A 23,333-nucleotide genomic window follows, 5' to 3' on the forward strand; every position below is an offset into this window, starting at 1 on the left:
GGACAGGGCATGAAACAGGAATTCATCTGGACCGCAGGACTGGCCGCCTTGATGCTGTCCGCCTGCAATGCGCCTTCCGGCACACCGGCAGAGCCCGGCACTCCGTCGCAAGACGCAGCGCCCGCCCCGGCAGATGAAACGCCGGAAAGCACGGCGGCTGCAGACGATGCCGAGGGCCTTCCGGAGACAGATATCGTGCTCGCCAGCCTGGAATGGAATGACGGCCTGCCCGCCATTGCCGGCCATCAGATTGTCACGGATGCCGGCCTTTACGACAACCAGCCGGCTTTTGATGATCAGGGCGGTTTCTACTTCACCAGCGAGACGGCTGGCAGCCAGACCGACATTCATTACCGGAATGCGGCGGGCGAGGTGCGCAACGTCACCAATACGCCCGGCGAGAGCGAGTATTCACCGCGCCCGTCGCCGGATGGCCGCTCGATCACCTACATCCATCAGGCCCCCGGCGGTTATGGCGGACAGGTCTACCGCCAGGCGCTGGACGGCGGCACGGCCGGGCCGGTCCATGATTATGGCCCTGCCGGATATTATGCCCTGTCGGGAGATCAATCCCGCATGTTGCTGTTTGCACTGACCGATCCGTTCAGCCTGCGCTGGATCGGCCTGGACCTTGGCATCGAAGAAGAAGTGACCACCGGTATCGGCCGCGCCCTTTATACGGCCCCGGATGGCCAGTCGGCCTATTTCACGCTGGAACATCCGGACGGCGGCTACACCATCAATCAGTTCGGTTTTGACGATTCCGCCATCACGCCGGTCTTCCGCCTGCCGGGAACAACCGAGGACTATGCGGTTTTCACCAATCCTGAGGGGGAACGGGCCTGGCTGACGGTTTCGGATGGCACCCTGTTTTACCGCGTATCGCACGACAGTTGGCAGCCAGTGGCTGATCTGGCGGCATTGAACCTGAACGGCATTTCCCGGCTCGCCGTGTCGCCGGATGCCGGACAGCTCGCCATCGTCGTGGAAGAATAGACGTCAGAGCTTGACGACTTCGGTGATCTTGTAGGTCAGGTCCTCGCCATCCGCCTCGTGGATGGTGAGGTATTCTCCCAGCCGCAATGCATGATCGCCCAGCCGGTAGATCGGTTCATCCGGCCCCTCATCTTCCTCGTCATACCGGAAATACCAGTGGCTTCCGCGATGCGTCAGCCAGCCATCGGCCTTTTCATCCTCATCGGGGGAAAACCGCAGCACAGTGCAGTCCTGCTTGTTGGCCCGCCACAATTCGAGATCGAGATGTCCCGACGAATCCAGCGGTGCCACAATGGTATAGCCGCGATGGTCGTCGCCATCAGGGTGGCGGGTGCCCGGATTTCGGGTCAGTCTCATCACAACTCGGGACAGCGCCATACAGGCCTCCTTGAATTTCCATATTTATATGAGGGAATTAAACACCCTCACCGTCAATGGGCAAGCAGCATCGCAGGACCATCTGACGCAGACAGAAGTGTCCGCGTGACCCCGCCGAACACGAATTCCCTGAGCCGCGAATGGCCATAGGCACCGGCCACAAGAAGATCATGGCCTTCCGACCCCTGTAACAGCCTTTCGCCGACACTCCCCTCATACTGGTCAAGATTGATCATGTCCGACCGTTTGCCGCGTACCGACAACCAGTCAAAGAGCCGGTCAATCGATGCTGCGCGCCGGTCCCGGTATTCCAGCCCGCGCTCCGACTGGAGGATGCGCACTTCCTGGGCCGACGCAATCAGGGGCGCTCCGGCATAGATGGCGCGCGCCGCTTCGCGGGATCCGTCCCAGGCGATGGCGACACTTTGCGGCAATTCATCCGTTTCGCGGCAGATATAGATCGGCGTTTGCTCGTCGATCAGGATGGCGGTCACCAGATCGGCCAGTGGCCCGTTTCCCGAGGCGGCATAATGCGAGGTGACGACCAGGCGTGACAGGCGGGTTTCAGCCGCGGCATCGGCGGGTTGATCGGATATGCGCAGAAAGCGGCCGCGGACCGCGGTCAACTCGGCATATTCAAGCGCGTCTATGAAGGTGTTTTTGGCATTTTCCGCGCTCTTGTCCGATTCCGTCTGGATCGAGCTCAATGCTCCCGCCATGACAGAGGCCGCCGCACCGCTCGGCCCTGCCCACATCATGAAATCGCTGGGATCCGGCTCCAGCAACACGGCATCCAGCGTCGCATCAAAACGCGCCGCCAGCCGTGCCGCCGCGCGCGCGGGGATAAGGTCGTAATCATCTCCTTGCAGAGTGACGATGATCCGCTCTTTGGCCATGCTGGTCTCCGGCTTCTATCAGACAGGGTTGATCTCGAAAGGATCAGGGCTAGGAAGTGACAGACTTAATAGCCTGTGACGGAACAAGGATAAAGGGAATTGCAAAAGCGCTCACACGCAAAGGGTGTCCCCCCGCGGGCCTGGCAACGTATGCTTTCCGGGCGGCGGCTGGATTTGCTGGATCCGTCTCCGCTGGATGTGGAAATTGATGATATTGCCCATGGTCTGGCGCGCGTTGCGCGGTGGAATGGCCAGACCCGCGGCGCTTATGCCTTCTCGGTCGCCGAACACAGTGTGATTGTCGAGCGCATAGTCCGCACGCTCTATCCCCGGCTCGACCGCCGCTGGTATCTGGCGGCGCTGCTGCATGATTCATCGGAATATGTAATCGGCGATATGATCAGCCCGTTCAAGGCCGCGCTGGGCTATAATTACCGGGAATTCGAGGACCGGCTGGAAGCCGCCGTCCATATCCGTTTCGGCCTGCCGCCGAAAACCCCGGCCGATATCAAGCGCAGGATCAAGCGCGCAGACCGGATCTGCGCCCATCTGGAAGCGGTCCAGATCGCCGGTTTCGGCGAAAAGGAGGCGCGGCAGTTTTTCGGTCCTGTACCGTCTCAGATTGATCTGGAAATCCGGCCCGTTCCCGCCAACAAGGCACAGGCCCTGTTCATGGACCGCTTCCATGCATTGATGGCGGATATCGAGCCCGCCCGGAAACGGCGGTCCGCATGAGTATTCCTCCTGTCGCTGTCGGCCTGAATGCCGTCGTCATGGCGGCGGGACTGGAGGCGCCCCAGGTCCTGGTCGTCCCGCGCGGCAGCAACGAGCCCGCCCTGCCTTTTGGCCCGTTTGATCCGGCGCGCCACCGGACATTCGAGATCGGCTTGCGGGAATGGGTGAGCGAGCAGGCCCATTTCCAGCTTGGCTATGTCGAGCAGCTCTACACCTTCGGCGACCGGGGCCGCGAGGCACCGCTGGCGGACCTGCCGTCCTCGGATGAGGCGAGGATCATATCCATCGGCTATCTGGCCCTGACACCGGAAGCGGCTGACCTGCCCTCGGGCGGCGGTGAATGGCACAACTGGTACCATTATTTTCCGTGGGAGGACTGGCGCGCCGGCAAACCCGCCATCCTTGAAGGGCAGATCGAGCCGGCACTGCGCCGCTGGATCGACGAAGCCGAGACCGACGGCCGCCGCGCCGCCCGCCGCGACCGCGCCCGCAGCACATTCGGTCTCGATGGCCGCGCCTGGAACGAGGAGCGCTGTCTTGACCGCTATGAACTGCTCTACAGCTCGGGTCTGATTGCCGAGGCGGCGCGTGACCGCAAGGAGGCTCAGGGCATGCCGCCGGTCAGCCGCTCCATGGCCTCTGACCACCGGCGGATCGTCGCCACCGCCATCAGCCGCCTGCGCGGCAAGATCAAATACCGCCCCGTAGTCTTCGAACTGATGCCCGACACTTTCACCCTGTCGCGCCTGCAACAGGTCGTGGAGGGCATTGTCGGCTTCCCCCTCCACAAGCAGAATTTCCGCCGCGCCCTTGACCGCACCGGCTTTGTCGAGGGTACCGGCAGGATGCTGGCGCGTACCGGCGGCCGCCCGGCCGAACTCTTCCGCTATCGCCGCGAAGTCCTGCGCGACGGACAGGCCACCGGTATTGCCATTCCCCGCTCCCGGTAAGTCCGGCCGGTTCTGACGCCACCGGTTGACGCCAGCACGGACGCGGCCTATTTAGGCTCAATAAGAGCAAAAGGCGGTCAACTCATCTGGCCGTCTTTCTTCAGGCCTCACAAATGCTCATTTTGAGCATAAAGGGAGAGATCGTCATGGATCGCATGGACTGGACCCGCCCCAACTGGCATTGCGACTCAGGATCGGCCGATACATCCGCTGACGCCGCGCTGGTTTATGATGACGACGTCAAGGCGGAGACCGATCATCTCTATGAACGCGTCAAGGATGTGATCCTGCCCGATGAATGGCCCGTATATGCGCCGCTGATTGCCGCCATCAACCGGCTGAAGAAGGAACGCGGCGCGATCATTCTGGCCCACAACTACATGACGCCGGAAATCTTCAACTGCGTCGGCGATCTCTCCGGCGACAGCCTGGCGCTGGCCCGCATGGCCGCAGATGTGGAAGAGGACATCATCGTCCAGGCCGGCGTCCACTTCATGGCCGAAACCGCCAAGATCATGTGTCCGGACAAGACCGTCCTGATCCCCGACATGCGCGCCGGCTGTTCGCTGGCGGAAAGCATCACCGGCGAGGACGTCGCCGCCATCAAGGCGAAATATCCGGACTATCCGATTGTCACTTACGTCAACACCTCCGCCGCGGTGAAAGCCGAGGCCGATGTCTGCTGCACTTCCGGCAATGCCGTCCAGGTGGTGGAATGGGCCGCGAAGGAATGGGGCACGGATACCGTCATTCTCATCCCCGACGAATTCCTCGCCCGCAATGTCGCGGCCAACACCGATATCCGCATCCTGACATGGAAAGGCGCGTGCGAAGTCCATGAGCGCTTCACCGCCGAAGATGTCGAGGCTCTACGCGAAGGCCATCCCGGCGTCGTCGTGCTCACCCACCCGGAAAGCCCGGTCGATGTCGTGCGGGCCGCAGACTATGCCGGTTCGACAGCGGGCATGGCGGCTTATGTGAAGAATAATCAGCCGGCCAAGGTCGTACTGCTCACCGAATGCTCGATGAGTGACAATGTCGCCATTGAAAATCCCGGCGTGAAATTTGTCCGCCCCTGCAATCTCTGCCCGCACATGAAGCGGATCACCTTGCAGAATATCTATGATGCACTGCGCTATAACCGGCATGAGGTCGAGGTCGACGAGACAACCGCCGCACGCGCCCGCATCTCGATCCAGCGCATGCTGGACCTGCCAAAGCCCGACAGCCCGGCACAATTCGACAAGGACCGCGCCCCGGTCGAGGTGGAACTGGTCTAGCAACAGATGCCCCGTCCCATCCTCATCATCGGGGCCGGCATTGCCGGGCTCTGGACGGCGCTGAAATTGGCGCCGCAGCCCGTCATCCTGTTGACCGGCGCGCCGCTGGGGAAAGGGGCCGCCACAGGCTGGGCGCAGGGCGGTGTCGCCGTGGCCGCCGGTCCGGGCGACAGTGCCGATGCACACAGGCAGGACACGCTGGCGGCAGGGGCCGGGCTGACCCGCCCGGAGGCTGCGCGCGCGCTGGCGTCGGGTATTTCCGGGGAGATCAAAGCCCTTCGCGCGCTCGGCGTGCCTTTTGAGGAAGACGCGGACGGGCAACTCGCCATGGGGCTGGAAGCCGCACACAGTTTTCCGCGCATCGCCCATATCAAGGGCGATCAGGCCGGAGCCCTCATCCTGGAAACCCTGATCCGCGAAGTCCGGGCGGCCCCGCACATCACCCTCCGCGAGGGCTGGTACGCCACCGCCCTCCTGCCGGCCACGGATGGCGGCTGCGCCGGGGTCGTGGCCCGGACACCCGCGGGAGACCGCCAGACCATCACTGCCCGTCAGACCGTGCTGGCAACCGGCGGCTATGGCGGCCTGTTCGCCGATACGACCAGCCCGCGCGGGGCCCGGGGACAGGCCATGGCCATGGTGGCGCGCCTCGGCGGTGAAATCCGCAATCCGGAATTTGTCCAGTTTCACCCCACCGCCATCTGCACCGGCGCCGACCCGCTGCCGCTGGCCACCGAAGCCCTGCGCGGTGACGGGGCGGTTCTGGTGGATCAGACGGGCCGCTCCATCACGGCCGGCCAGGACCTCGCCGCCCGCGATATTGTCGCCCGCGCCGTGCACCGCGCCTTGCAGACAGGCGGCGGCGCCTATCTGGATGCAAGGCGCGCCGTCGGCGAAAGATTTCCGGACGCCTTTCCCGGCGTGTTTGCCGCCTGTATGGCAGCCGGAATTGATCCGCGCCGCAACCCCATTCCGGTCGCCCCTGCGGCGCACTACACGATGGGCGGGATCGCCACGGACATTGACGGGCGCACGACAATCGGCGGCCTCTGGGCCGTCGGGGAATGTGCGTGTAATGGCCTGCACGGGGCCAACCGCCTCGCCTCCAACTCGCTGGCGGAAGGTCTGGTCTTCGGTCACCGGGCGGCAAAGGCGCTCCGGTCGGCGACACGCCCCCGCTTCACCCCCCTGCCCGCGAGCGAGCCCCCCGTCCTGCCGCGCATCGCCCTTAACGGACTGCGGCGCGCCATGAGCGATCTGGCCGGCGTGACCCGCAATGAGGCCGGCCTGCGCGATCTGATCAGCCGCATCGGCCGCTTGCAGGCGCGTTATGGCGACGCCAATGAAATCCGCGTTGCCGGGATGATCGCGCAGGCGGCTCTCGCCCGCACCGAGAGCCGCGGCGGACATTACCGCGAGGACTGGCCACAAACCGCCGCACGCGCTATCGACACCCGGCTCAATCCTGTTCTCGAAGCCAGACTGGTCGCCGCCGAATGATACCGCCCCTGCCCCATGATATTGTCCGCGATGCGGTCCAGCGCGCCTTTGCCGAAGACATCACCGGTGCCGGGGATGTCACCTCGCTGGCTGTCATTCCGGCAGACCGGAAGGCGCGCTTTGAAATCCGCGTAGCCGGGATGATCGCGCAGGCGGCTCTCGCCCGCACCGAGAGCCGCGGCGGACATTACCGCGAGGACTGGCCACAAACCGCCGCACGCGCTATCGACACCCGGCTCAATCCTGTTCTCGAAGCCAGACTGGTCGCCGCCGAATGATACCGCCCCTGCCCCATGATATTGTCCGCGATGCGGTCCAGCGCGCCTTTGCCGAAGACATCACCGGTGCCGGGGATGTCACCTCGCTGGCTGTCATTCCGGCAGACCGGAAGGCGCGCTTTGAAATCCGCGCCCGCAGCAATGGACTGGTCTGCGGCCTGCAGCCCGCCATGGAAGCCTTCATCCAGGCCGGTGCGGACCTGTCACTGGATGTTCTCGCCAATGACGGCGACCCGGTTGAGCCCGGCGAAACGGTGATGAGTGTTGATGGACCAGTGCGCGCCATCATGCTGGCCGAACGCACGGCGCTGAATTTTCTCGGCCGGATGAGCGGCATCGCCACGCTGACACGCCGCTATGTCGATGCCGTGGTCGGGACAAAGGCGAAAATCGTCCATACCCGCAAGACCACGCCGGGCCTGCGGGCCTTCGAGATACAGGCCGTGCGCGCCGGTGGCGGGTCACCGCACCGCTACAATCTGTCAGATGCCATCCTGATCAAGGACAATCATGCCGCCATTGCCGGCAGCCCGGCCGCCGCCGTCCGCGCCGCGCGCGAACAGGCCGGTCATATGCTGCGGATCTCTTGCGAGATCGACCGGCTGGAAGATCTCGCCGGGGTGATGAAGGCGGGCGCCGACGTCGTCCTGCTGGACAATTTCACGCTGGAGGATTTACGCGCCGCCGTGGTGCAGGCGGCGGGCCGTTTGCGGCTGGAAGCCTCGGGCGGCGTCACCCTGGAAACCGTGGGTGACATTGCCGGAACCGGCGTCGACATCATCTCCGTCGGCGCGCTGACGCACTCCGCCACCAATTTCGATTTTGGTCTGGACGCTGTCTGACGCTAGAGGTCGCGTTCCAGCTCGGCGCGTTCGCGGCGGCTCGGGAAGCGGTAGAAGATGTGGGTGCCGATCTGTCCGGTCTGCACCAGCGAATCATTCCAGTGCGGATCAACCGCCGTCGTATGGTAATGCGTTGCACGGCGGGTGCGCGGTGGTGCAAAGCCGATGGCGACATGTTCGGCCACCAGTTGTGACCGGCGCCAGGCGCGGCCGCGCGGCGCGCGGGTCATCGAGCCATCGCAGGTAAAGCTGAACTGGCAGCCGGTGACACGTTCAGAGCCCTCATAGACCACACCGCAAATCGTGTCCGGATAGACCCGGTGATTGACGCGGTTCATGATGACTTCCGCCACTGCGGCCTGACCCGTGAAGCTTTCGCCGCGGGCCTCGTAATAAATGGCTTCGGCCAGACAATTGATCTCCGCCGCACTGAAGCGGGCGCGATCAATATGAGTGGCATCAAAGGTCCGCAGATCCACACCGACCGGCCGCATCAGGACGCGTGCGCCCTCAAGCTCGTCTGCGGCCAGCGTCAGGGACGCCGCGCGCAGCCCGTAGGGGGCAGACCATCCCAGCAGGTCCTCGGTTTCGACATGCCGGTTGGCCAGCTCGCGCCAATAGGCCGCGTCATCCTGGGAGCCCGCGCGCATGGCCGCCAGAGGCAGCAGCGCAGCGCACAGCACAAAAGCCAGAACCGATCCGGCGATTCTGGCAATGCGCGTCTTTCGCGCAGGAAATTCTGTCGTCGCCTTGGCGGTCATTCCAGCCCCGTCATGCGTTAATTCCAGCCCGGCGTCTATATTACCAGAGAAGATGACTATTCGCTGAATAGACACCCGCCGGGGAGCGCGGTCGATTATAGCCAGCGCCAGTCGGCGTCAAGCATTTGTCACGATTACAAATGGGTTACTATTCCGGCCATTTCAACAGCCGCAAGACTTCCCATTGTGATTCAGACGCTTAGCCCCGGGACCGGAGGGCGGCCTGTGCGGCCGCCAGACGCGCAATCGGCACCCGGTATGGCGAACAGGACACATAATCGAGCCCCACCGAATCACAGAAGTGAATCGAGGCCGGGTCGCCGCCATGCTCTCCGCAAATGCCCAGTTTCAGGCCCGGACGCGCCGCCCGGCCCCGTTCTGCGGCAATGCGCACCAGATCGCCGACACCGGACTGATCCAGCGTCACGAAGGGATCCTTCTCGAAAATCCCCTGCTCGATATAGTCCGGCATGAACTTGCCGGCGTCGTCGCGCGACAGGCCGAAAGTGGTCTGCGTGAGATCATTAGTGCCGAAGGAGAAGAATTCCGCATCCCCGGCAATCTCGTCTGCCCGCAGCGCGGCGCGCGGCAACTCGATCATCGTCCCGATCAGATAGACCGGCGCCGTTCCGCTCTCGGCGGCCACTTCATCGGCAATCCGCGCCACGGCGGCTTTCAGGATCGACAATTCCTTCGCCATGGCGACCAGCGGGATCATCACTTCGGCGACGGGCTTGATGCCGGTCTTCTTCTCGACATTGACCTGCGCCTCGAAAATGGCGCGCGCCTGCATCTCGTAGATTTCCGGATAGGAAATGCCCAGGCGGCAACCGCGATGGCCGAGCATGGGGTTGGATTCCGCCAGCGCTTCCGCGCGTTGCATCAGTGCGGCCGCAGACAGGCCGGTGGCTTCGGCAACGGCGTGAACATCCTCCTCGGTATGCGGCAGGAATTCGTGCAGCGGCGGGTCCAGCAGGCGGATCGTGCAGGGACGCTCCTCCATGATCTGGAAAATGGATTCGAAATCAGCGCGCTGCATGGGCAGGATTTTCGCCAGCGCGGCGACCCGGCCCTCCTTGTCGTCCGACAGGATCATCTCGCGCACCGCGGCAATGCGGTCGGCGTCAAAGAACATGTGCTCGGTCCGGCACAGCCCGATGCCTTCCGCGCCGAAATCCTTCGCGGTCTGCGCATCGGCGGGCGTTTCGGCATTGGTGCGTACCTTCATGCGCCGCACCTTGTCGGCCCATTCCATCAGCCGGGCGAAATCGCCGCTCAGCTCCGGCTTGATCATCTCGATCGCACCGGCCAGCACTTCGCCGGTGGCACCGTCAATGGTGATGAAATCGCCTTCCTTCACGACACGCCCGCCTGCCGTGAACTGCCGGGCCGCATAGTCGATGCGGATGGAGCCCGCGCCGGACACGCAAGGCCGTCCCATGCCGCGCGCCACCACGGCAGCGTGCGAGGTCATCCCGCCGCGCGCCGTGACAATGCCTTCGGCGGCATGCATGCCGTGAATGTCTTCCGGGCTGGTCTCGATCCGCACCAGAATGACCGGATCGCCTTTCTTGGCGCGCGCTTCGGCATCGTCGGAATCAAACACCACCACACCGGCGGCCGCACCGGGAGAAGCCGGCAGGCCGGTCGCCAGCACATCGCGCCGGGCATCGGCGGCAATCGTCGGGTGCAGCAATTGATCCAGCTGCGCCGGATCGACACGCATTATGGCTTCTTCCTCGGTGATCAGGCCGGATTCCGCCATGTCGACCGCGATTTTCAGCGCCGCCTTGGCGGTGCGCTTGCCATTGCGGGTCTGCAGCATCCACAGGCGGCCACGTTCAACCGTGAATTCGATGTCCTGCATGTCGCGGTAATGACGCTCCAGCACGTCGAAAACCTTCGCCAGCTCGTTATAGCTGTCGGGCAGGGCTTCCTGCATGGAGGGCTGGGTATCGCCCATTTCCTCGCGCATCTCCTGCGTCAGGCATTGCGGCGTGCGGATGCCCGCCACCACGTCCTCGCCCTGCGCATTGATCAGGAATTCGCCATAATAGCTGTTGCGCCCGGTCGAGGGATCGCGCGTGAAGGCCACGCCGGTCGCCGAGGTCTCGCCCATATTGCCGAACACCATGGCCTGCACATTGACCGCCGTGCCCCAGCTTTCGGGAATATCGTGCAGCTGGCGGTATTTGATCGCCCGCGCCGTCATCCAGCTGTCGAACACGGCGCGGATGGCGCCGGCCAGTTGCTCGCGCGGATCGGTCGGGAAGTCCCGGCCCAGCGCGTCGGCGGCGGCCTGCTTGTATTCCGCGACGATCTCCACCCAGTCATCGGCGGACAATTCGGTGTCCAGCGCATAGTCGCGCTCTTCCTTGAAGGTTTCCAGGATCTCCTCGAAAATCGCATGATCGAGGCCCAGCACGACATCGGAATACATCTGGATGAAGCGGCGATAGCTGTCATAGGCAAAGCGCTTGTCGCCCGACAGTGCCGCCAGCCCCTCCGCCGTCTCGTCATTGAGACCCAGATTGAGCACCGTATCCATCATACCCGGCATGGAGGCGCGCGCGCCCGAGCGCACCGAGACGAGCAGCGGATTTCCCGGATCGCCGAACGCCTTGCCGGTCACGCTTTCCAGATTGGCCAGCGCCGCGTCGATCTGCGCTTCCAGCTCGGCGGGAAAGGCTTTGTTGTTTTCATAATAGGCCACGCAGACCGCCGTCGTGATGGTGAAGCCCGGCGGCACAGGCAGGCCCAGCCGCGCCATCTCGGCGAGATTGGCCCCCTTGCCGCCCAGCAATTCGCGCTGGCTGGCATCGCCCTCGCTGGAACCGCCACCGAATGCATAGACCCACTTCGTCGCGCTCATATCAGTCCCTTTGTCTTCCCCCCTTCGAGGCATTCGTTCCGAATGCATCTCGCAGGAGAGGTAGAGCCAAACTCCTTTTCACCTCATCCTGAGGTGCCCGCGCAAGCGGGCCTCGAAGGACGAGGGGAAACTATCCCTCGATGCGGCCGAAATCGGCCACGGTGTGCGCCGCTTTCCGGATCATCGCCAGAAGGCGAAGCCTGTTGCGGCGCAGCATGCCGTCTTTATCGTTCACAGTGACTTTGTCAAAGAAGGCATCAACGGGTGCGCGCATTTGCGACAGGGCCGCCATCGCGCCCTCGAAATCCTCGGCTTCGACCGCCTTCGCCGCCGCCGGGCGCACACGCTCCAGCGCCGCGATCAGCGCCTTTTCCTCGGCCTCGGCAGGCGCATAATCGCTGTCGAGCTCGCCTTCGAACGCGCCCTCGCCGTCGGTCTTCTCCTCGGCACGCAATATATTCGCCGCGCGCTTGTATCCGGCCAGCAGCGCCTTGCCGTCTTCGGTATCGAGGAAACCCTGAAGGGCGCGGGCGCGATTCGTCACCCGCACCAGATCATCATCGCCCAAGGCAAAAACGGCATCGATCACATCGTGCGAAATGCCGTCATCCTTGAGATGGACTTTGAGGCGGTCCGCGAAGAAGGCGAGAAGATTACCATCGTCCTGTAACGGTCGAAGAGCAAATTTTAGTCCAAGGTACTTGGTCTTAGCTGAAATTTGACTAGTAATTGACTCGACATCGAACCGGCTTTCGCGGAACCAATTCTCTGACCAGATTTTTCCAAAAGCTTCAAAGGCCTCGCGTCTCAGGGAGGCTTCTTCCTTCACGCCGAATGGAATTGCGGTTCTCATCGCAAAATATCGGAGATCAACGCGCGAAGATGTGGCCAGCAGTATCCGGATCACGCCCAGCGCGGCACGCCTCAGCGCAAACGGGTCTTTCGACCCGGTTGGCTTTTCATCGATCATCCAAAAGCCGACCAGCGTGTCCAGCTTGTCGGCGAGCGCAACGGCGGCACTGACCGGCGCGATCGGCACGTCATCGGACGGGCCCTGCGGCCTGTAATGATCACGGATCGCATCGGCGATCTGTTGGGCTTCGGATTCAGAGAGACCGGCGAGCCCCCCCTCCACCACTTCGTGGTCCCCCTCCCCCGCAGGCGGGGGAGGAAAGGCGCCTTCCTGGTTTCCTCCCCCGTTTACGGGGGAGGTGTCCCGGACTTGATCCGGGACGGAGGGGGGACGGCGCCATTGCTCCATGACGTAATACCGGCCCATCACGCCCTGAAGTTCGGGAAATTCATAGACCATTTCCGAAACCAGGTCCGCCTTGGACAGGCGCGCGGCTTTCTCTGCGAGATCAGGATCAGCGCCAACGGCAGGCGCCAGTTCGCGCGCCAGCGCGGCGACGCGCTCCACCTTGTCGGCCACCGTGCCCAGCTTCTTGTGGAAGGTCACCTTGGAGAGCTCACCCGCCATATCCGACAGCGGCGTCTTGCGGTCATTGTCCCAGAAATGCCGGGCATCGGAGAGGCGCGCCGACAAGACCCGCGCATTGCCCGCGGCAATGGCCATGCCGCCATCGGGCGCGTCCTGATTGGCGACGACCACGAAATTCGGGGCCAGCTCACCCGTCTTGGGGTCACGCACAGCAAAATATTTCTGGTGCGTCTTCATCGACAGCTGGATGACTTCCGGCGGCAGGTCGAGGAAATCCGGGTCCATCCGGCCTAGAAGCGGAATCGGCCATTCGACCAAGCCCGCGACTTCCATCAGCAATCCATCATCCTCGATCAGTTCCAGCCCGGCGGCGGCACAGACCGTCTTCGCGCCTTCAAGGATCAATTCCTCGCGGCGGTCGCGATCAATGAGGACATGCCCCTCGCCTTCCAGCTGCGCCCTGTAATCGGCAAAATCCTTGACCGTGAACGGTCCCGGCCCGTGCATGCGATGGCCTTCGGTGACATTGCCGGCGGTCAGGCCGAAGACCTCGACCGGTACCACCTCGCCGCCAAACAGGCAGACGATGCGTTGCAGCGGCCGCACCCAGCGCTGGGTCTTATCGCCTTCGCCAAACTTCATCGATTTCGGCCAGGGGAAATTCCTCACAATGTCCGGCACGACCGAGGCGATCACATCCGCCGTCTTCACGCCCGGCTTCTCGATCACCGCGACGTAGAATTCGCCCTTCTTGTCCTGCCGCGTCTCACACTGGTCGAGGCTGGCAATCCCGGCCCCGCGCATGAAGCCTTCCAGCGCCTTTTCCGGCGCATCGGTGCGCGGGCCCTTGCGCTCCTCGCGGGTCGGTTCCGTTTCCTCGGGAAGATCGTCAACAACAAGCGTCAACCGACGCGGCCCAGCGAATGCTTGAACTGACCACCAGTCGGTGAAGTCTAATCCACGCGCTTTCATTTGTTGTTCGAACAGATTGACGAGTTCATGCTCCGCCCGCGGTTGCATGCGCGCGGGAATTTCCTCGGAAAAGAATTCAAGCAGAAGCTGGGGCACGTCAGTGATGTCCTAACCGGCAAAGACTTTTTGAAAGGCCGGGCGCGATTGCACGGCCTTGAGGTAGTTTTCAAATCCCGGGCGCATCTCGAACATGCCGAACTGGATGGCCCAGCCCAGCGCGCCGCCGATCAGCACGTCCGCCGCGGTAAACCAGTCACCGAACAGATACGGATCCGCTTTGGCCAGCCGCTGATCGAGCACATCCATGACCAGCTCGACATTGCCCCAACCGGCCTGCTGGCGCTGGGTCTCGAATTTCAGCCCCGCCTGCATCATCGCCGGATCGATGCACGCGCTCTGATAGGCAATCCAGCGCAGATATTCACCGCGCCGCGGATCATCAATCGCCGGTGCCAGATCGTTCGGCGTTTTGTATTTATCCGCCAGATAGATCGCGATGGCCGTCGTCTCGGTGACGATGGTCTCGCCATCCCTGATTGCCGGGATCTTGCCCATCGGGTTGATCGCCAGGAATTCCGGCGTCCGCATCGAGCCGTCCTCATAGGCGACGGGTCTGATCGTGTAGTCGCAGCCAATCTCTTCGAGCAGCCAGTGCGTCATCGCCGCCCGCGATTGCGGATTGTGATAGAATTCAAGCGCCATGATGGGCCTCCATTGCGGCCCGGCACTTTCCCTCCCCCTTGAGGGGGGAGGTGGTCGAGCAAAGCGAGACCGGTAGGGGTGAATGGACAAACACACCCCACCCGGCCGGATCGGACGATCCGTCCACCCTCCCCATCAAGGGGAGGGGAAAAACCATTCCGGAGTTCCGCCTCATGCCGCCTCTCCTTCTTCGGAATGGACCCACGCTTCCGCGCAGCCCTTGGCGAGCTCGCGCACCCGCGCAATCCAGCTGGCGCGTTCGGCCACCGAAATCGCGCCGCGCGCATCGACCAGATTGAACAGGTGCGAGGCTTTCAGGCAGTAATCATAAGCTGGCAGCGGCAGGGGTTTCTCCAGCGCCAGCAGCGCCTTGCACTGCTTTTCGGCATCGCCAAACCAGGAGATCAGCATCTCGACATCGGCATGCTCGAAATTGAAGGCGGAATATTGCCGCTCGGCTTCCTGGAAGACATCGCCATAGGTCAGGCCCGCGCCATTGAAGTCGAGATCGTAAACATTTTCAACGCCCTGCACATACATGGCGAGGCGTTCGAGCCCGTAGGTCAGCTCGCCGGAGACGAGATCGACATCCAGCCCGCCGACCTGCTGGAAATAGGTGAATTGCGAGACTTCCATCCCGTCACACCAGACTTCCCAGCCCAGCCCCCAGGCCCCGACGGTGGGGTTCTCCCAGTCATCCTCGACAAAGCGGACATCGTGCAGATTGCGGTCAATGCCGATGGCATCCAGCGAGCCGAGATAGAGCTCCTGCAGATTGAACGGGCATGGCTTCAGCAGCACCTGGAACTGGTAGTAATGCTGCAAACGGTTGGGGTTTTCGCCATAGCGCCCATCCGCCGGACGGCGCGAGGGCTGCACATAGGCGGCGCGCCACGGCTTCGGCCCCAGCGAACGCAAGGTCGTTGCCGGATGCAGGGTTCCGGCCCCGACCTCGACATCATAGGGCTGCAAAATCGCACACCCCTGCCCGCCCCAATAGGCCTGCAGGCGGAGGATCAGTTCCTGGAAGGACGGTGCAGCTTTTTTGGTCATGGAAATATCGGCCCCGGCAGCCGGGAATCCGGCTCTGGATAAGTCGCGCGGACACTAGGAAAGCAGGGCCCGTCAATCAAGCAAGGATGGCGGTGATGTCCTCCCCCGTTCACGGGGGAGGGGGACCGCGTAGCGGTGGAGGGGGCTGGCACCGGCATTGCCCCCCTCGTCGCTTCGCGACACTCCCCCCGCAAGCAGGGGGAGAAAGAGGCCTATCGCAGCTCGATCCGGTCGCTCCCGCGCAGGACGGACTCCGCCTCTGCGGTATATTTCCGGCCGGAACCATCATGCAGGACCAGCGGCGGCAGGAGCTTCATCGGCCCGTTCACCCCCTTGCGGGCGGACACCAGAATGCGCTTGGCCGGCTGGTCGGCATAGGGTGCCACCGGCTTGACCACGACATCGCCGAACCATTTTTTCATCAGCAACAGAATGTCATCCAGCCGGTCGGCGCGATGGATCAGCGTGACCCGGCCTTTCGGTACCAGCACCTTGTTGGCGAGGCGGATCCAGGTCTCCAGCGGCACGCCATGGCCCATATAGGCGGCCTGCTTCTGGAATTTCGGCGGCACCATCTTTTTCGGATCATCATAATAGGGCGGATTGAAGAATACCTGGTGCACCAGGCCCAGATGCCCGGGATTGAGGACATCCGCCTGGAAGGCCACCATCCGGTCCTGCCAGCCATTGGCCGCGATATTCTCGTCGGCAAAGCCCAGCATCACAGCGTCCGTATCAAAGCCCTGGAACCGGCTCACAGTGTTGTGCCAGGCCGCCACCAGCATCGCCGCACCCGATCCGCAGCCAAATTCCAGCCCGACATGTTCCGGCTTGATGTCGATGGACGCCCCCAGCAGCACCGCATCCAGCCCCGAGCGGAACCCCGCCTCGGACTGCCGGGCAATGACCTTGCCGTCCAGCAGCGTGACCGGCTCAGTCATCGGGCAAATCGTCGAACGCAGCCTTCAGCGCCGAACGGGCCTGGTGCGCCTCCTCGTCAATCACCATGATCCGGCGTTTGATGAAGGGCAGCGCGCCAGCATAGGCGCCGGCGGTTTCGCTATCCAGAACAATGGGTTCCAGCCCCGCCTGCCGCAGCACATTCTCGGCGAAATTGAGCTCTACCGGATTATTGGTTCGAAACACCTCGATCACGAAACGCTCACTCCCATTTGTCCGGCTGCGACGATCAGCGCAGCGTTGCTTGCTTGCGGCAGTGTCTCCGCGTTTCTATTGTCTCTCAAGTCTAATGGGCCGTGGCTGTCGAAGGAAACCGGTTTGGATATCAGCGCAATTGCAAACCAGGCGCTCGAGCGCGCGGGCGAAGCAGCCGCGTCAGGACCCAATGCCGCCGAGACGCTGGCGCATCTGGCCGACGGCGAGATGAAGGCCGTCAACGCGCTGATCCTCGAGCGCATGGGCAGCCCGGTGCCGCTCATTCCCAAGCTGGCGAAATATCTGGTGGAAGCCGGCGGCAAGCGCGTGCGCCCGCTGGTCACCATCGCGGCCGCCAACATGATCGGCTATACAGGCGATGCCCATCTCAAACTCGCCGCTGCCGTCGAATTCATCCACACCGCCACCCTGCTGCACGATGATGTCGTCGACGAGAGCGATCTGCGCCGGGGCCGGAAAGCCGCCAACCTGGTCTGGGGCAATGCGCCCAGCGTGCTGGTCGGTGACTTCCTCTTTGCCCGCGCCTTCATGCTGATGGTCGATGCCGGCTCCATGGACGCCCTGCACTCGCTGTCACGGGCTTCCAGCATCATCGCCGAAGGCGAGGTCCGCCAGCTGGCGGTGAAAGGTGATATCGACGCCACGGTGGGCTCCTACATGGAAATCATCGAAGCCAAGACCGCCGCCCTTTTCGCCTCGGCGGCGGAAGTCTCGGCCATTGTTGCCGGCCGCCCGGCAGAGGAAATTGCCGCGCTCGACACCTATGGCCGCGAACTCGGCCTCGCTTTCCAGCTGGTCGACGACGCGCTGGATTATGGCGGCCTCGCCCAGTCGCTGGGCAAGAATACCGGCGATGATTTCCGCGAGGGGAAAGTCACCCTGCCCGTCGTGCTTGCCCTCAAGAAAAGCGGTCAGGCCGACAAGCAGTTCTGGGCGCGGGTGATGGCCGAAGGCGAACAGACCGAAGCCGATTTTGAAACCGCCCTCGAACTCCTGCACCGTCATGATGCGCTGAAGGCCACGCTCGCCATGGCCGAGGACAAAGCGCGCACGGCCCAGCAGGCCCTTTCGGTTTTTCCGGACAACAAGTGGAAGACCGCCCTGTCCGATCTGGCTGAATTCGTGGTCCAGCGCGCCAGCTGATCAGGCCTTGAGGTCCAGTCCGGACCGGATGGCCAGACGCCGTATCCCGGCATGCAGAAGCGTTGCCACCACAACGGCTCCGGCAAACATTGCGAACGGCACCACGCCGCCGAGCGCCGCCCCCAGCATGGCCATCACGGCACACAGCGAAGAGGCGATGAAATAGGCCAGCGCCACGCGCCAATGCGGCCATCCCATGCGCGACAGCAATTGATAGGCATGGGTGCGGTGCGGGCTCAGAAATCCGATCCCGTTGCGGATTTTTCCGACCAGGGTCAGCAGCACATCCGCCAGCACCGGCAGGATCAGCAGCGGGTAGAGCCAGACCTCTCCCGGTGTCTCGATCCGCTGCAGGGCGATGGCGGCAAATACGCCACCGATCGCCAATGAACCAACATCGCCGAGAAACAGAAAGGCGCGCGGTACATTGAAGATGGCAAAACCCGCCAGTCCGGCCGCCAGCGCATAACCGGCATATCCGCCAGCGCCCTCCCCTGTCAGGCCGAGTGCCAGCCCCACCGGCACGAAAATCGCCACGATCAGCCCGTCTGATCCGTCCATGAAATTGACCGCATTGGCGGCCACGAAAACCCAGAGCACCGAGCCTCCAAACCCCAGCCAGACCGGCAAAGGCAGGGCCAGGGCATCACCGGCACCGATGGCCGCGACGGGCCCGGCCAGCCAGACCAGCAGGCTGCCAAGGACAATGACCACGCCGAATTTCAGCCACGTGCCCAGCGCCAGCAGGTCGTCGGCAAGACCGAGCAAGCCAAAACCCAGCGCAGCCATCGCGGCCGGACGGATATCCAGCCCGGCCTGCAGGGCGGGAACGAGGCCCAGGCCGAGCGCCGCCAGGACGCCCAGCCCGCCCCCGCGCGGCGTCGGCCGTGAATGGCTGGAGCGGTGATTGGGATGATCGAGCACGCCGGCGCGCTTCGCCAGCCAGCAGACGCTTGTGGCCAGCGCAAAACACAGAAAGATCCAGATCGCACTCATGCCGGATTTATCGCCGGAACACCCGGAAATTCAACCGGCTGAACAAGCCAGCCGGGATGCCTGGCCCGCAATTTTTCCGCCGCCGAATCACGGACGCCGCTGTCAGCATAGACCGCAAAACAGGTCGCGCCCGACCCCGACATGCGCACCAGCTCCGCTGATCCGTCTTCCGCCAGCTCTGCCAGAACGCCGGAAATGTTCGGGGCCACGGCACACGCCGGGGCTGTCAAATCGTTTGTTGCAGCATTCAGGTCTGCCAGCACAGAAAGGCGGTCCAACCCGCCGGTCAGCCGGAATCCCTGACCGGTCCCGGCCGGCAGATCATCAAAGGCCTGGAACACTTTCCCCGTGGCCACCGCCACACCGGGATTGACCAGCAAGGCCGTAAAGGCCGGCCACTCATCGATCAGCCGGATCCGTTCGCCGCGCCCGGTCATCCGCAAGGGTCGGGACCACAGGCAGGCGGGAATGTCGGAACCGATCTCCGCCCCGATCCCGGCCAGCATCTCCAATGGCCAGTCGAGTTCCCACAACCGATTGAGCGCCCGCAAGGCCGCTGCCGCATCCGCCGAGCCGCCGCCCAGACCGGCCCCGGCGGGGATAGACTTTGCCAGCCCGAGCCGAGCAGCCGCCTCGACGCCTGCGGCTTCCGCCAGCATCCGCGCCGCGCGCATGACCAGATTGGTTTCGTCCGCGGGAATGGCACCGCCCTGCGGTCCGGAAATCGACAGCGACAGCCCGTCCCCGGTTTCCGCCGTCAGCGCATCGCCCCAATCCGCAAAAACAACAATGGAATCCACGGGGTGATAGCCATCCTCGCGCACCTTTCCGGTGCGCAGGGTCAGATTGACTTTTGCCGGCGCGAATTCACGGATCAAGGCGCTTCAATGGCCGCATCCGCGACCCTCATATCCGGCAGGTCCGGGGCATCACCGGCGAGCCGCGCCATCAGTCCGGCGCGCTCATCCTCGTCCGGATCCAGCCCCAGCGCTCTTTCCCACTGGAAGCGGGCTTCCAGCTGCCGCCCGACCTGCCAGTAGGCATCGCCGAGATGATAATTGATGGTCGGCGCCTCGGGCGACAATTCTACCGCCCGCTCCAGATGCTGGACGGCGAGCGCGTAATTGCCGCGCACATAATGGGCCCAGCCAAGGCTGTCGATAATATGACCCTGGTCCGGCGCAATCGCTGCGGCGCGTTCGATCATGTCGAACGCTTCGGCAATATTCTCGCCCCTTATCACCCACATATAGCCCAGATAATTGAGCACTTCGGCTTCATTCGGCGAGATTGTGAGTGCGGACTGGAAATCGGCTTCCGCCATGGCCCAGCGCTCTGACTGCTCGTAACAGATCGCCCGAAAATAATAATACCGCCAGTCGGGAACCAGGCCTTGCGCCTCCCGCGCCTCAAGCGCCCGCGTATAGAGCTCGGCCGCCAGCGTGTATTGCCCGGACGAGCGCAGGAGGTCGGCATAGACCAGCTGGGCCTCGACCGCGCCGCTCTCCTCGGACAGCTCACGGGCTTCCGCCAGCGCCGTATCAACATCGCCTTGCGTGGCCCGCAACCAGATACGGTCAATATCGGCCGGCAAGCGGAACGGCCCTTCCGGAACGGTGTTATAGGCCGCGATCGCTGCCTCGGTGAGCCCGGTATTTTCCAGCGCCCCTGCCAGCAGGATCACAGCCGGCGCATAATCCGGATCCAGACGCGTGGTGAGGCGGAGATAGACAACGGACAGGTCGATATCGGCCTGGGAGGCCAGGGCCGCCGACGGCCCGAACACCGCCCGTGCGGCCGCCTCGCTGACCGTCATCCGGCGCGGCAGACGCCGTGTTTCGGCGGCAATGCGGCGCGCCTCGGTGATACTGCGTTCAATCGGATTCTGGCGCAGATACTGGTCATAGAGGGTGATCGCATCATCACGCCGGCGCTGGCGCAACAGGAAGTCGCCATAGAGCGCAACGGCCACGCGCGTGAACGGGCTTTCGCTGATGGCCGCCTGATAGGCCGCATCGGCATTTGTGGCATCACCAGCATAATCGGCCAGCAAGGCGCGGTGCAGGGTCAGAAAAGCCGCCGCATAGCCCGGCACCGACGCTGACCGCGCCCGCGCCAGAGCGCCCTCGATATCGCCGCTTCCGGCACGCGCCCAGTCCGACATCAGCTCGGCAAGAAAGGTATTGAACGGACCCAGCTGATCGGCATCCAGCCAGGCGCTGGCGTCATCATAGCGCCGGGCGGAAAGAGCGTCTGCGGCCAGAAAAAGCCGGGCGAGACGGGTTTCGTCCCCGGCCAGCGCCGATACCCGCGCCGCCTCGATGGCCGTTTCCTCATGTCCTGACAGGACGGCGGAAAGGAAAGAGCGCTCGGCAAGAATGGCGCTGTCGGGTTCCAGCTCCCAGGCCGTGGCATAATAATCTGCAGCACTGTCCGCATCGCGGGCCGTGCCGGCAAAACGCCCGGCCAGAAACGCGCCATAGGACGACACGCCTTCATCTTCCACATCCGCGATGACGAGCCCGCTCGGCAGGCCGTCCGAAGTCGTCTGACATGCGGCGAGCATCAGGAATGATGCCGAAACGAGGAAGGAAATCCGGAGCTTCATGAATTCACGTTACGCCTCACAACTGGGCACACAAGGGCAGGAGGTGCCTACAGATTCACATAGATCGGACCCTGACCGCCCTCCGGAGTTGTCCAGTTGATATTCTGATTGGGGTCCTTGATGTCGCAGGTTTTGCAATGCACGCAGTTCTGCGCATTGATAACGAACGACATTTCACCGGAATTCTCGTCCTTCACCCATTCATAGACACCAGCCGGGCAATAGCGGCTGGAGGGTCCGGCATAGACCTCCCATTCGCTGGATTTCTGCAGTGCCATATCCTTCACCTTCAGGTGAACCGGCTGGTCTTCCTCATGATTGGTGTTGGAAATGAAGACCGACGACAACCGGTCAAAGGTCAGCACGCCATCCGGTTTCGGATAATCGATCTTTGTATGCTGTTCTGCCGGGTCCAGCGCTTCCGCATCGCTTTTGCCGTGCTTCATCGTCCCGAACAGTGACAATCCGCCGAACAGATAGTTGAACCACATGTCCACCCCGCCCAACGCGATGCCGAAGAAGGTGCCGAATTTTGACCAAAGCGGCTTCGCATTGCGGACCAGTTTCAGATCCCTGGCGACCCAGGATGTGTCATAGGCGGTCTGATATGCGGTCAGTTCATCGCCCTGGCGGTCGGCCTGCAGGGCCTCGAACACGCTTTCCGCGGCCAGCATGCCGGTCTTCATCGCATTATGGCTGCCCTTGATGCGCGGCACATTCACGAAACCGGCCGAACAACCGATCAGCGCGCCGCCCGGGAAGGTCAGCTTCGGCACCGACTGGAACCCGCCTTCGGTGATCGCCCGCGCGCCATAGGACAGGCGCTCGGCCCCCTCGAATACGCCCCTGATCTTCGGATGCGTCTTCATCCGCTGGAATTCCTCGAACGGCGAGATCCAGGGATTCTTGTAATTCAGGTGCACGACAAAGCCGACCGACACCAGATTATCGCCCCAGTGATAGAGGAAGGAGCCGCCACCGGTTGTATTGTCCAGCGGCCAGCCCATTGTGTGCTGCACCGTGCCGGGCTTGTGGTTTTCCGGTTTGACGCGCCACAATTCCTTCAGTCCGATACCGTATTTCTGCGGCTCCTTGCCATCGCTCAGCGCGAAGTGGTGGATCAGCTTTTTGGCCAGCGAGCCGCGCGCGCCTTCGCCGATCAGCGTGTATTTGCCGCGTAGCTCCATGCCCGGCTGATAGCCGTCCTTGTGGCTGCCATCGCGCGCCACGCCGAAATCACCGGTGATCACGCCCTTGATAACGCCGTCTTCCTCGATCAGCTCGGCGGCCGGGAAACCCGGATAGATTTCAACCCCCAGCGCCTCGGCCTGTTCGCCCAGCCATTTGCAGACGGCGCCGAGAGAGCCGGTATAGCAGCCATGATTGGACATGAAGGGCGGGAAGGCGATGTTCGGAAAGCGGAAGCCGGATGTTTCCGAGAGGGCGAGGAAAATGTCGTCCTTGACCTCTGTTTCCAGCGGACAGCCCTGATCGCGCCAGTCCGGGATCAGCTCGTTCAACGCCTTCGGATCCATCACCACGCCCGACAATATGTGCGCGCCGACCTCACCGCCTTTTTCCAGCACGGCGACGGAAATCTCCGCTCCGGACTCGGCGGCCATCTGCTTCAGCCGTATCGCGGCCGACAGCCCGGCCGGCCCCGCCCCGACGATGATGACGTCGTATTCCATCGACTCGCGCTGAATCTCGTCAGACATGCTGTGCTGCTCCTTGCCCCGTAGTGCTTCGCTTTC

At 63.2% G+C, this 23,333-nt stretch carries 21 protein-coding genes; 8 read left to right on the top strand and 13 right to left on the bottom strand.

Annotated elements, in window-relative coordinates; genetic code table 11:
- The first annotated feature begins 9 nt into the window (after positions 1-9).
- Positions 10-996: a TolB family protein gene (locus DBR16_RS08845; protein WP_109260905.1), complete on the top strand. Its 987-nt coding sequence runs from the start codon at positions 10-12 to the stop codon at positions 994-996.
- A gap of 3 nt (positions 997-999) precedes the next feature.
- Here the strand turns inward: DBR16_RS08845 and DBR16_RS08850 are convergent, their stop codons facing one another.
- Positions 1,000-1,374: a hypothetical protein gene (locus DBR16_RS08850; RefSeq protein ID WP_109260906.1), complete on the bottom strand. Its 375-nt coding sequence runs from the start codon at positions 1,372-1,374 to the stop codon at positions 1,000-1,002.
- 53 nt (positions 1,375-1,427) lie between these two features.
- Positions 1,428-2,270, bottom strand: coding sequence for a universal stress protein (locus DBR16_RS08855; protein ID WP_109260907.1), 843 nt, complete (start codon positions 2,268-2,270; stop codon positions 1,428-1,430).
- A gap of 150 nt (positions 2,271-2,420) precedes the next feature.
- Between DBR16_RS08855 and DBR16_RS08860 the strand changes: the two genes are divergently transcribed.
- The 6 genes from DBR16_RS08860 to nadC all read left to right on the top strand — a co-directional run bounded on the left by DBR16_RS08860 (position 2,421) and on the right by nadC (position 7,855).
- The gene (locus DBR16_RS08860; protein WP_109260908.1) at positions 2,421-3,005 is read left to right on the top strand and encodes a YfbR-like 5'-deoxynucleotidase; all 585 of its coding nucleotides are present in this window, start codon (positions 2,421-2,423) and stop codon (positions 3,003-3,005) included.
- Positions 3,002-3,955, top strand: a complete 954-nt coding sequence (locus DBR16_RS08865) for an NUDIX hydrolase (RefSeq protein WP_109260909.1) — start codon at positions 3,002-3,004, stop codon at positions 3,953-3,955. Before DBR16_RS08860 ends, DBR16_RS08865 begins: the two co-directional genes overlap by 4 nt.
- A 155-nt stretch (positions 3,956-4,110) precedes the next feature.
- Entirely contained in the window at positions 4,111-5,235 is a 1,125-nt protein-coding gene (gene nadA / locus DBR16_RS08870) for a quinolinate synthase NadA (RefSeq protein WP_109261812.1), read from the top strand.
- Positions 5,236-5,241: 6 nt separating this feature from the next.
- Positions 5,242-6,735: an L-aspartate oxidase gene (locus DBR16_RS08875; RefSeq protein ID WP_109260910.1), complete on the top strand. Its 1,494-nt coding sequence runs from the start codon at positions 5,242-5,244 to the stop codon at positions 6,733-6,735.
- Positions 6,732-7,013: a hypothetical protein gene (locus tag DBR16_RS08880; RefSeq protein ID WP_109260911.1), complete on the top strand. Its 282-nt coding sequence runs from the start codon at positions 6,732-6,734 to the stop codon at positions 7,011-7,013. Before DBR16_RS08875 ends, DBR16_RS08880 begins: the two co-directional genes overlap by 4 nt.
- Positions 7,010-7,855: a carboxylating nicotinate-nucleotide diphosphorylase gene (gene nadC, locus DBR16_RS08885; protein ID WP_109260912.1), complete on the top strand. Its 846-nt coding sequence runs from the start codon at positions 7,010-7,012 to the stop codon at positions 7,853-7,855. Before DBR16_RS08880 ends, nadC begins: the two co-directional genes overlap by 4 nt.
- Before the next feature lie 2 nt (positions 7,856-7,857).
- Here the strand turns inward: nadC and DBR16_RS08890 are convergent, their stop codons facing one another.
- The 7 genes from DBR16_RS08890 to DBR16_RS08920 all read right to left on the bottom strand — a co-directional run bounded on the left by DBR16_RS08890 (position 7,858) and on the right by DBR16_RS08920 (position 16,811).
- Positions 7,858-8,616 (bottom strand): cell wall hydrolase, encoded by a 759-nt coding sequence (locus DBR16_RS08890; protein ID WP_109260913.1) that lies wholly within the window; start codon positions 8,614-8,616, stop codon positions 7,858-7,860.
- Between the two features lie 199 nt (positions 8,617-8,815).
- Positions 8,816-11,488 (bottom strand): pyruvate, phosphate dikinase, encoded by a 2,673-nt coding sequence (gene ppdK, locus DBR16_RS08895; protein WP_109260914.1) that lies wholly within the window; start codon positions 11,486-11,488, stop codon positions 8,816-8,818.
- A gap of 130 nt (positions 11,489-11,618) precedes the next feature.
- The gene (glyS, locus tag DBR16_RS08900; protein WP_109260915.1) at positions 11,619-13,997 is read right to left on the bottom strand and encodes a glycine--tRNA ligase subunit beta; all 2,379 of its coding nucleotides are present in this window, start codon (positions 13,995-13,997) and stop codon (positions 11,619-11,621) included.
- Positions 13,998-14,009: 12 nt separating this feature from the next.
- Entirely contained in the window at positions 14,010-14,603 is a 594-nt protein-coding gene (locus DBR16_RS08905) for a glutathione S-transferase family protein (RefSeq protein WP_109260916.1), read from the bottom strand.
- A 171-nt stretch (positions 14,604-14,774) separates the two neighbouring features.
- Positions 14,775-15,656 carry a glycine--tRNA ligase subunit alpha gene (locus DBR16_RS08910; RefSeq protein ID WP_109260917.1) on the bottom strand — a complete coding sequence of 294 codons (882 nt, stop codon included), beginning with the start codon at positions 15,654-15,656 and terminating at the stop codon, positions 14,775-14,777.
- A gap of 212 nt (positions 15,657-15,868) precedes the next feature.
- Positions 15,869-16,597: a tRNA1(Val) (adenine(37)-N6)-methyltransferase gene (locus DBR16_RS08915; RefSeq protein WP_109260918.1), complete on the bottom strand. Its 729-nt coding sequence runs from the start codon at positions 16,595-16,597 to the stop codon at positions 15,869-15,871.
- Positions 16,590-16,811, bottom strand: a complete 222-nt coding sequence (locus tag DBR16_RS08920; protein ID WP_109260919.1) for a putative signal transducing protein — start codon at positions 16,809-16,811, stop codon at positions 16,590-16,592. The genes DBR16_RS08915 and DBR16_RS08920 overlap by 8 nt, the downstream gene beginning before the upstream one ends.
- 228 nt (positions 16,812-17,039) lie before the next feature.
- Here DBR16_RS08920 and DBR16_RS08925 point away from each other — a divergent pair, with 228 nt between their 5' ends.
- Entirely contained in the window at positions 17,040-17,975 is a 936-nt protein-coding gene (locus DBR16_RS08925; protein ID WP_109261813.1) for a polyprenyl synthetase family protein, read from the top strand.
- Here DBR16_RS08925 and DBR16_RS08930 read toward each other — a convergent pair whose 3' ends face one another.
- From DBR16_RS08930 to DBR16_RS08945, 4 genes are read right to left on the bottom strand one after another with little or no spacing between them, the layout of a single operon-like run.
- Positions 17,976-18,971 (bottom strand): MraY family glycosyltransferase, encoded by a 996-nt coding sequence (locus tag DBR16_RS08930; protein WP_109260920.1) that lies wholly within the window; start codon positions 18,969-18,971, stop codon positions 17,976-17,978.
- On the bottom strand, positions 18,968-19,849 hold the full coding sequence (locus DBR16_RS08935; RefSeq protein WP_109260921.1) for a 4-(cytidine 5'-diphospho)-2-C-methyl-D-erythritol kinase: 882 nt from the start codon (positions 19,847-19,849) through the stop codon (positions 18,968-18,970). Before DBR16_RS08935 ends, DBR16_RS08930 begins: the two co-directional genes overlap by 4 nt.
- Complete coding sequence (locus DBR16_RS08940; protein ID WP_109260922.1) at positions 19,846-21,579, bottom strand: tetratricopeptide repeat protein; 1,734 nt, start codon at positions 21,577-21,579, stop codon at positions 19,846-19,848. The genes DBR16_RS08935 and DBR16_RS08940 overlap by 4 nt, the downstream gene beginning before the upstream one ends.
- Before the next feature lie 47 nt (positions 21,580-21,626).
- Positions 21,627-23,297: an electron transfer flavoprotein-ubiquinone oxidoreductase gene (locus tag DBR16_RS08945; protein ID WP_109260923.1), complete on the bottom strand. Its 1,671-nt coding sequence runs from the start codon at positions 23,295-23,297 to the stop codon at positions 21,627-21,629.
- Positions 23,298-23,333 lie beyond the last annotated feature (36 nt).

The organism is Hyphobacterium indicum (genome assembly GCF_003129605.1).
Lineage (GTDB): Bacteria > Pseudomonadota > Alphaproteobacteria > Caulobacterales > Maricaulaceae > Hyphobacterium > Hyphobacterium indicum.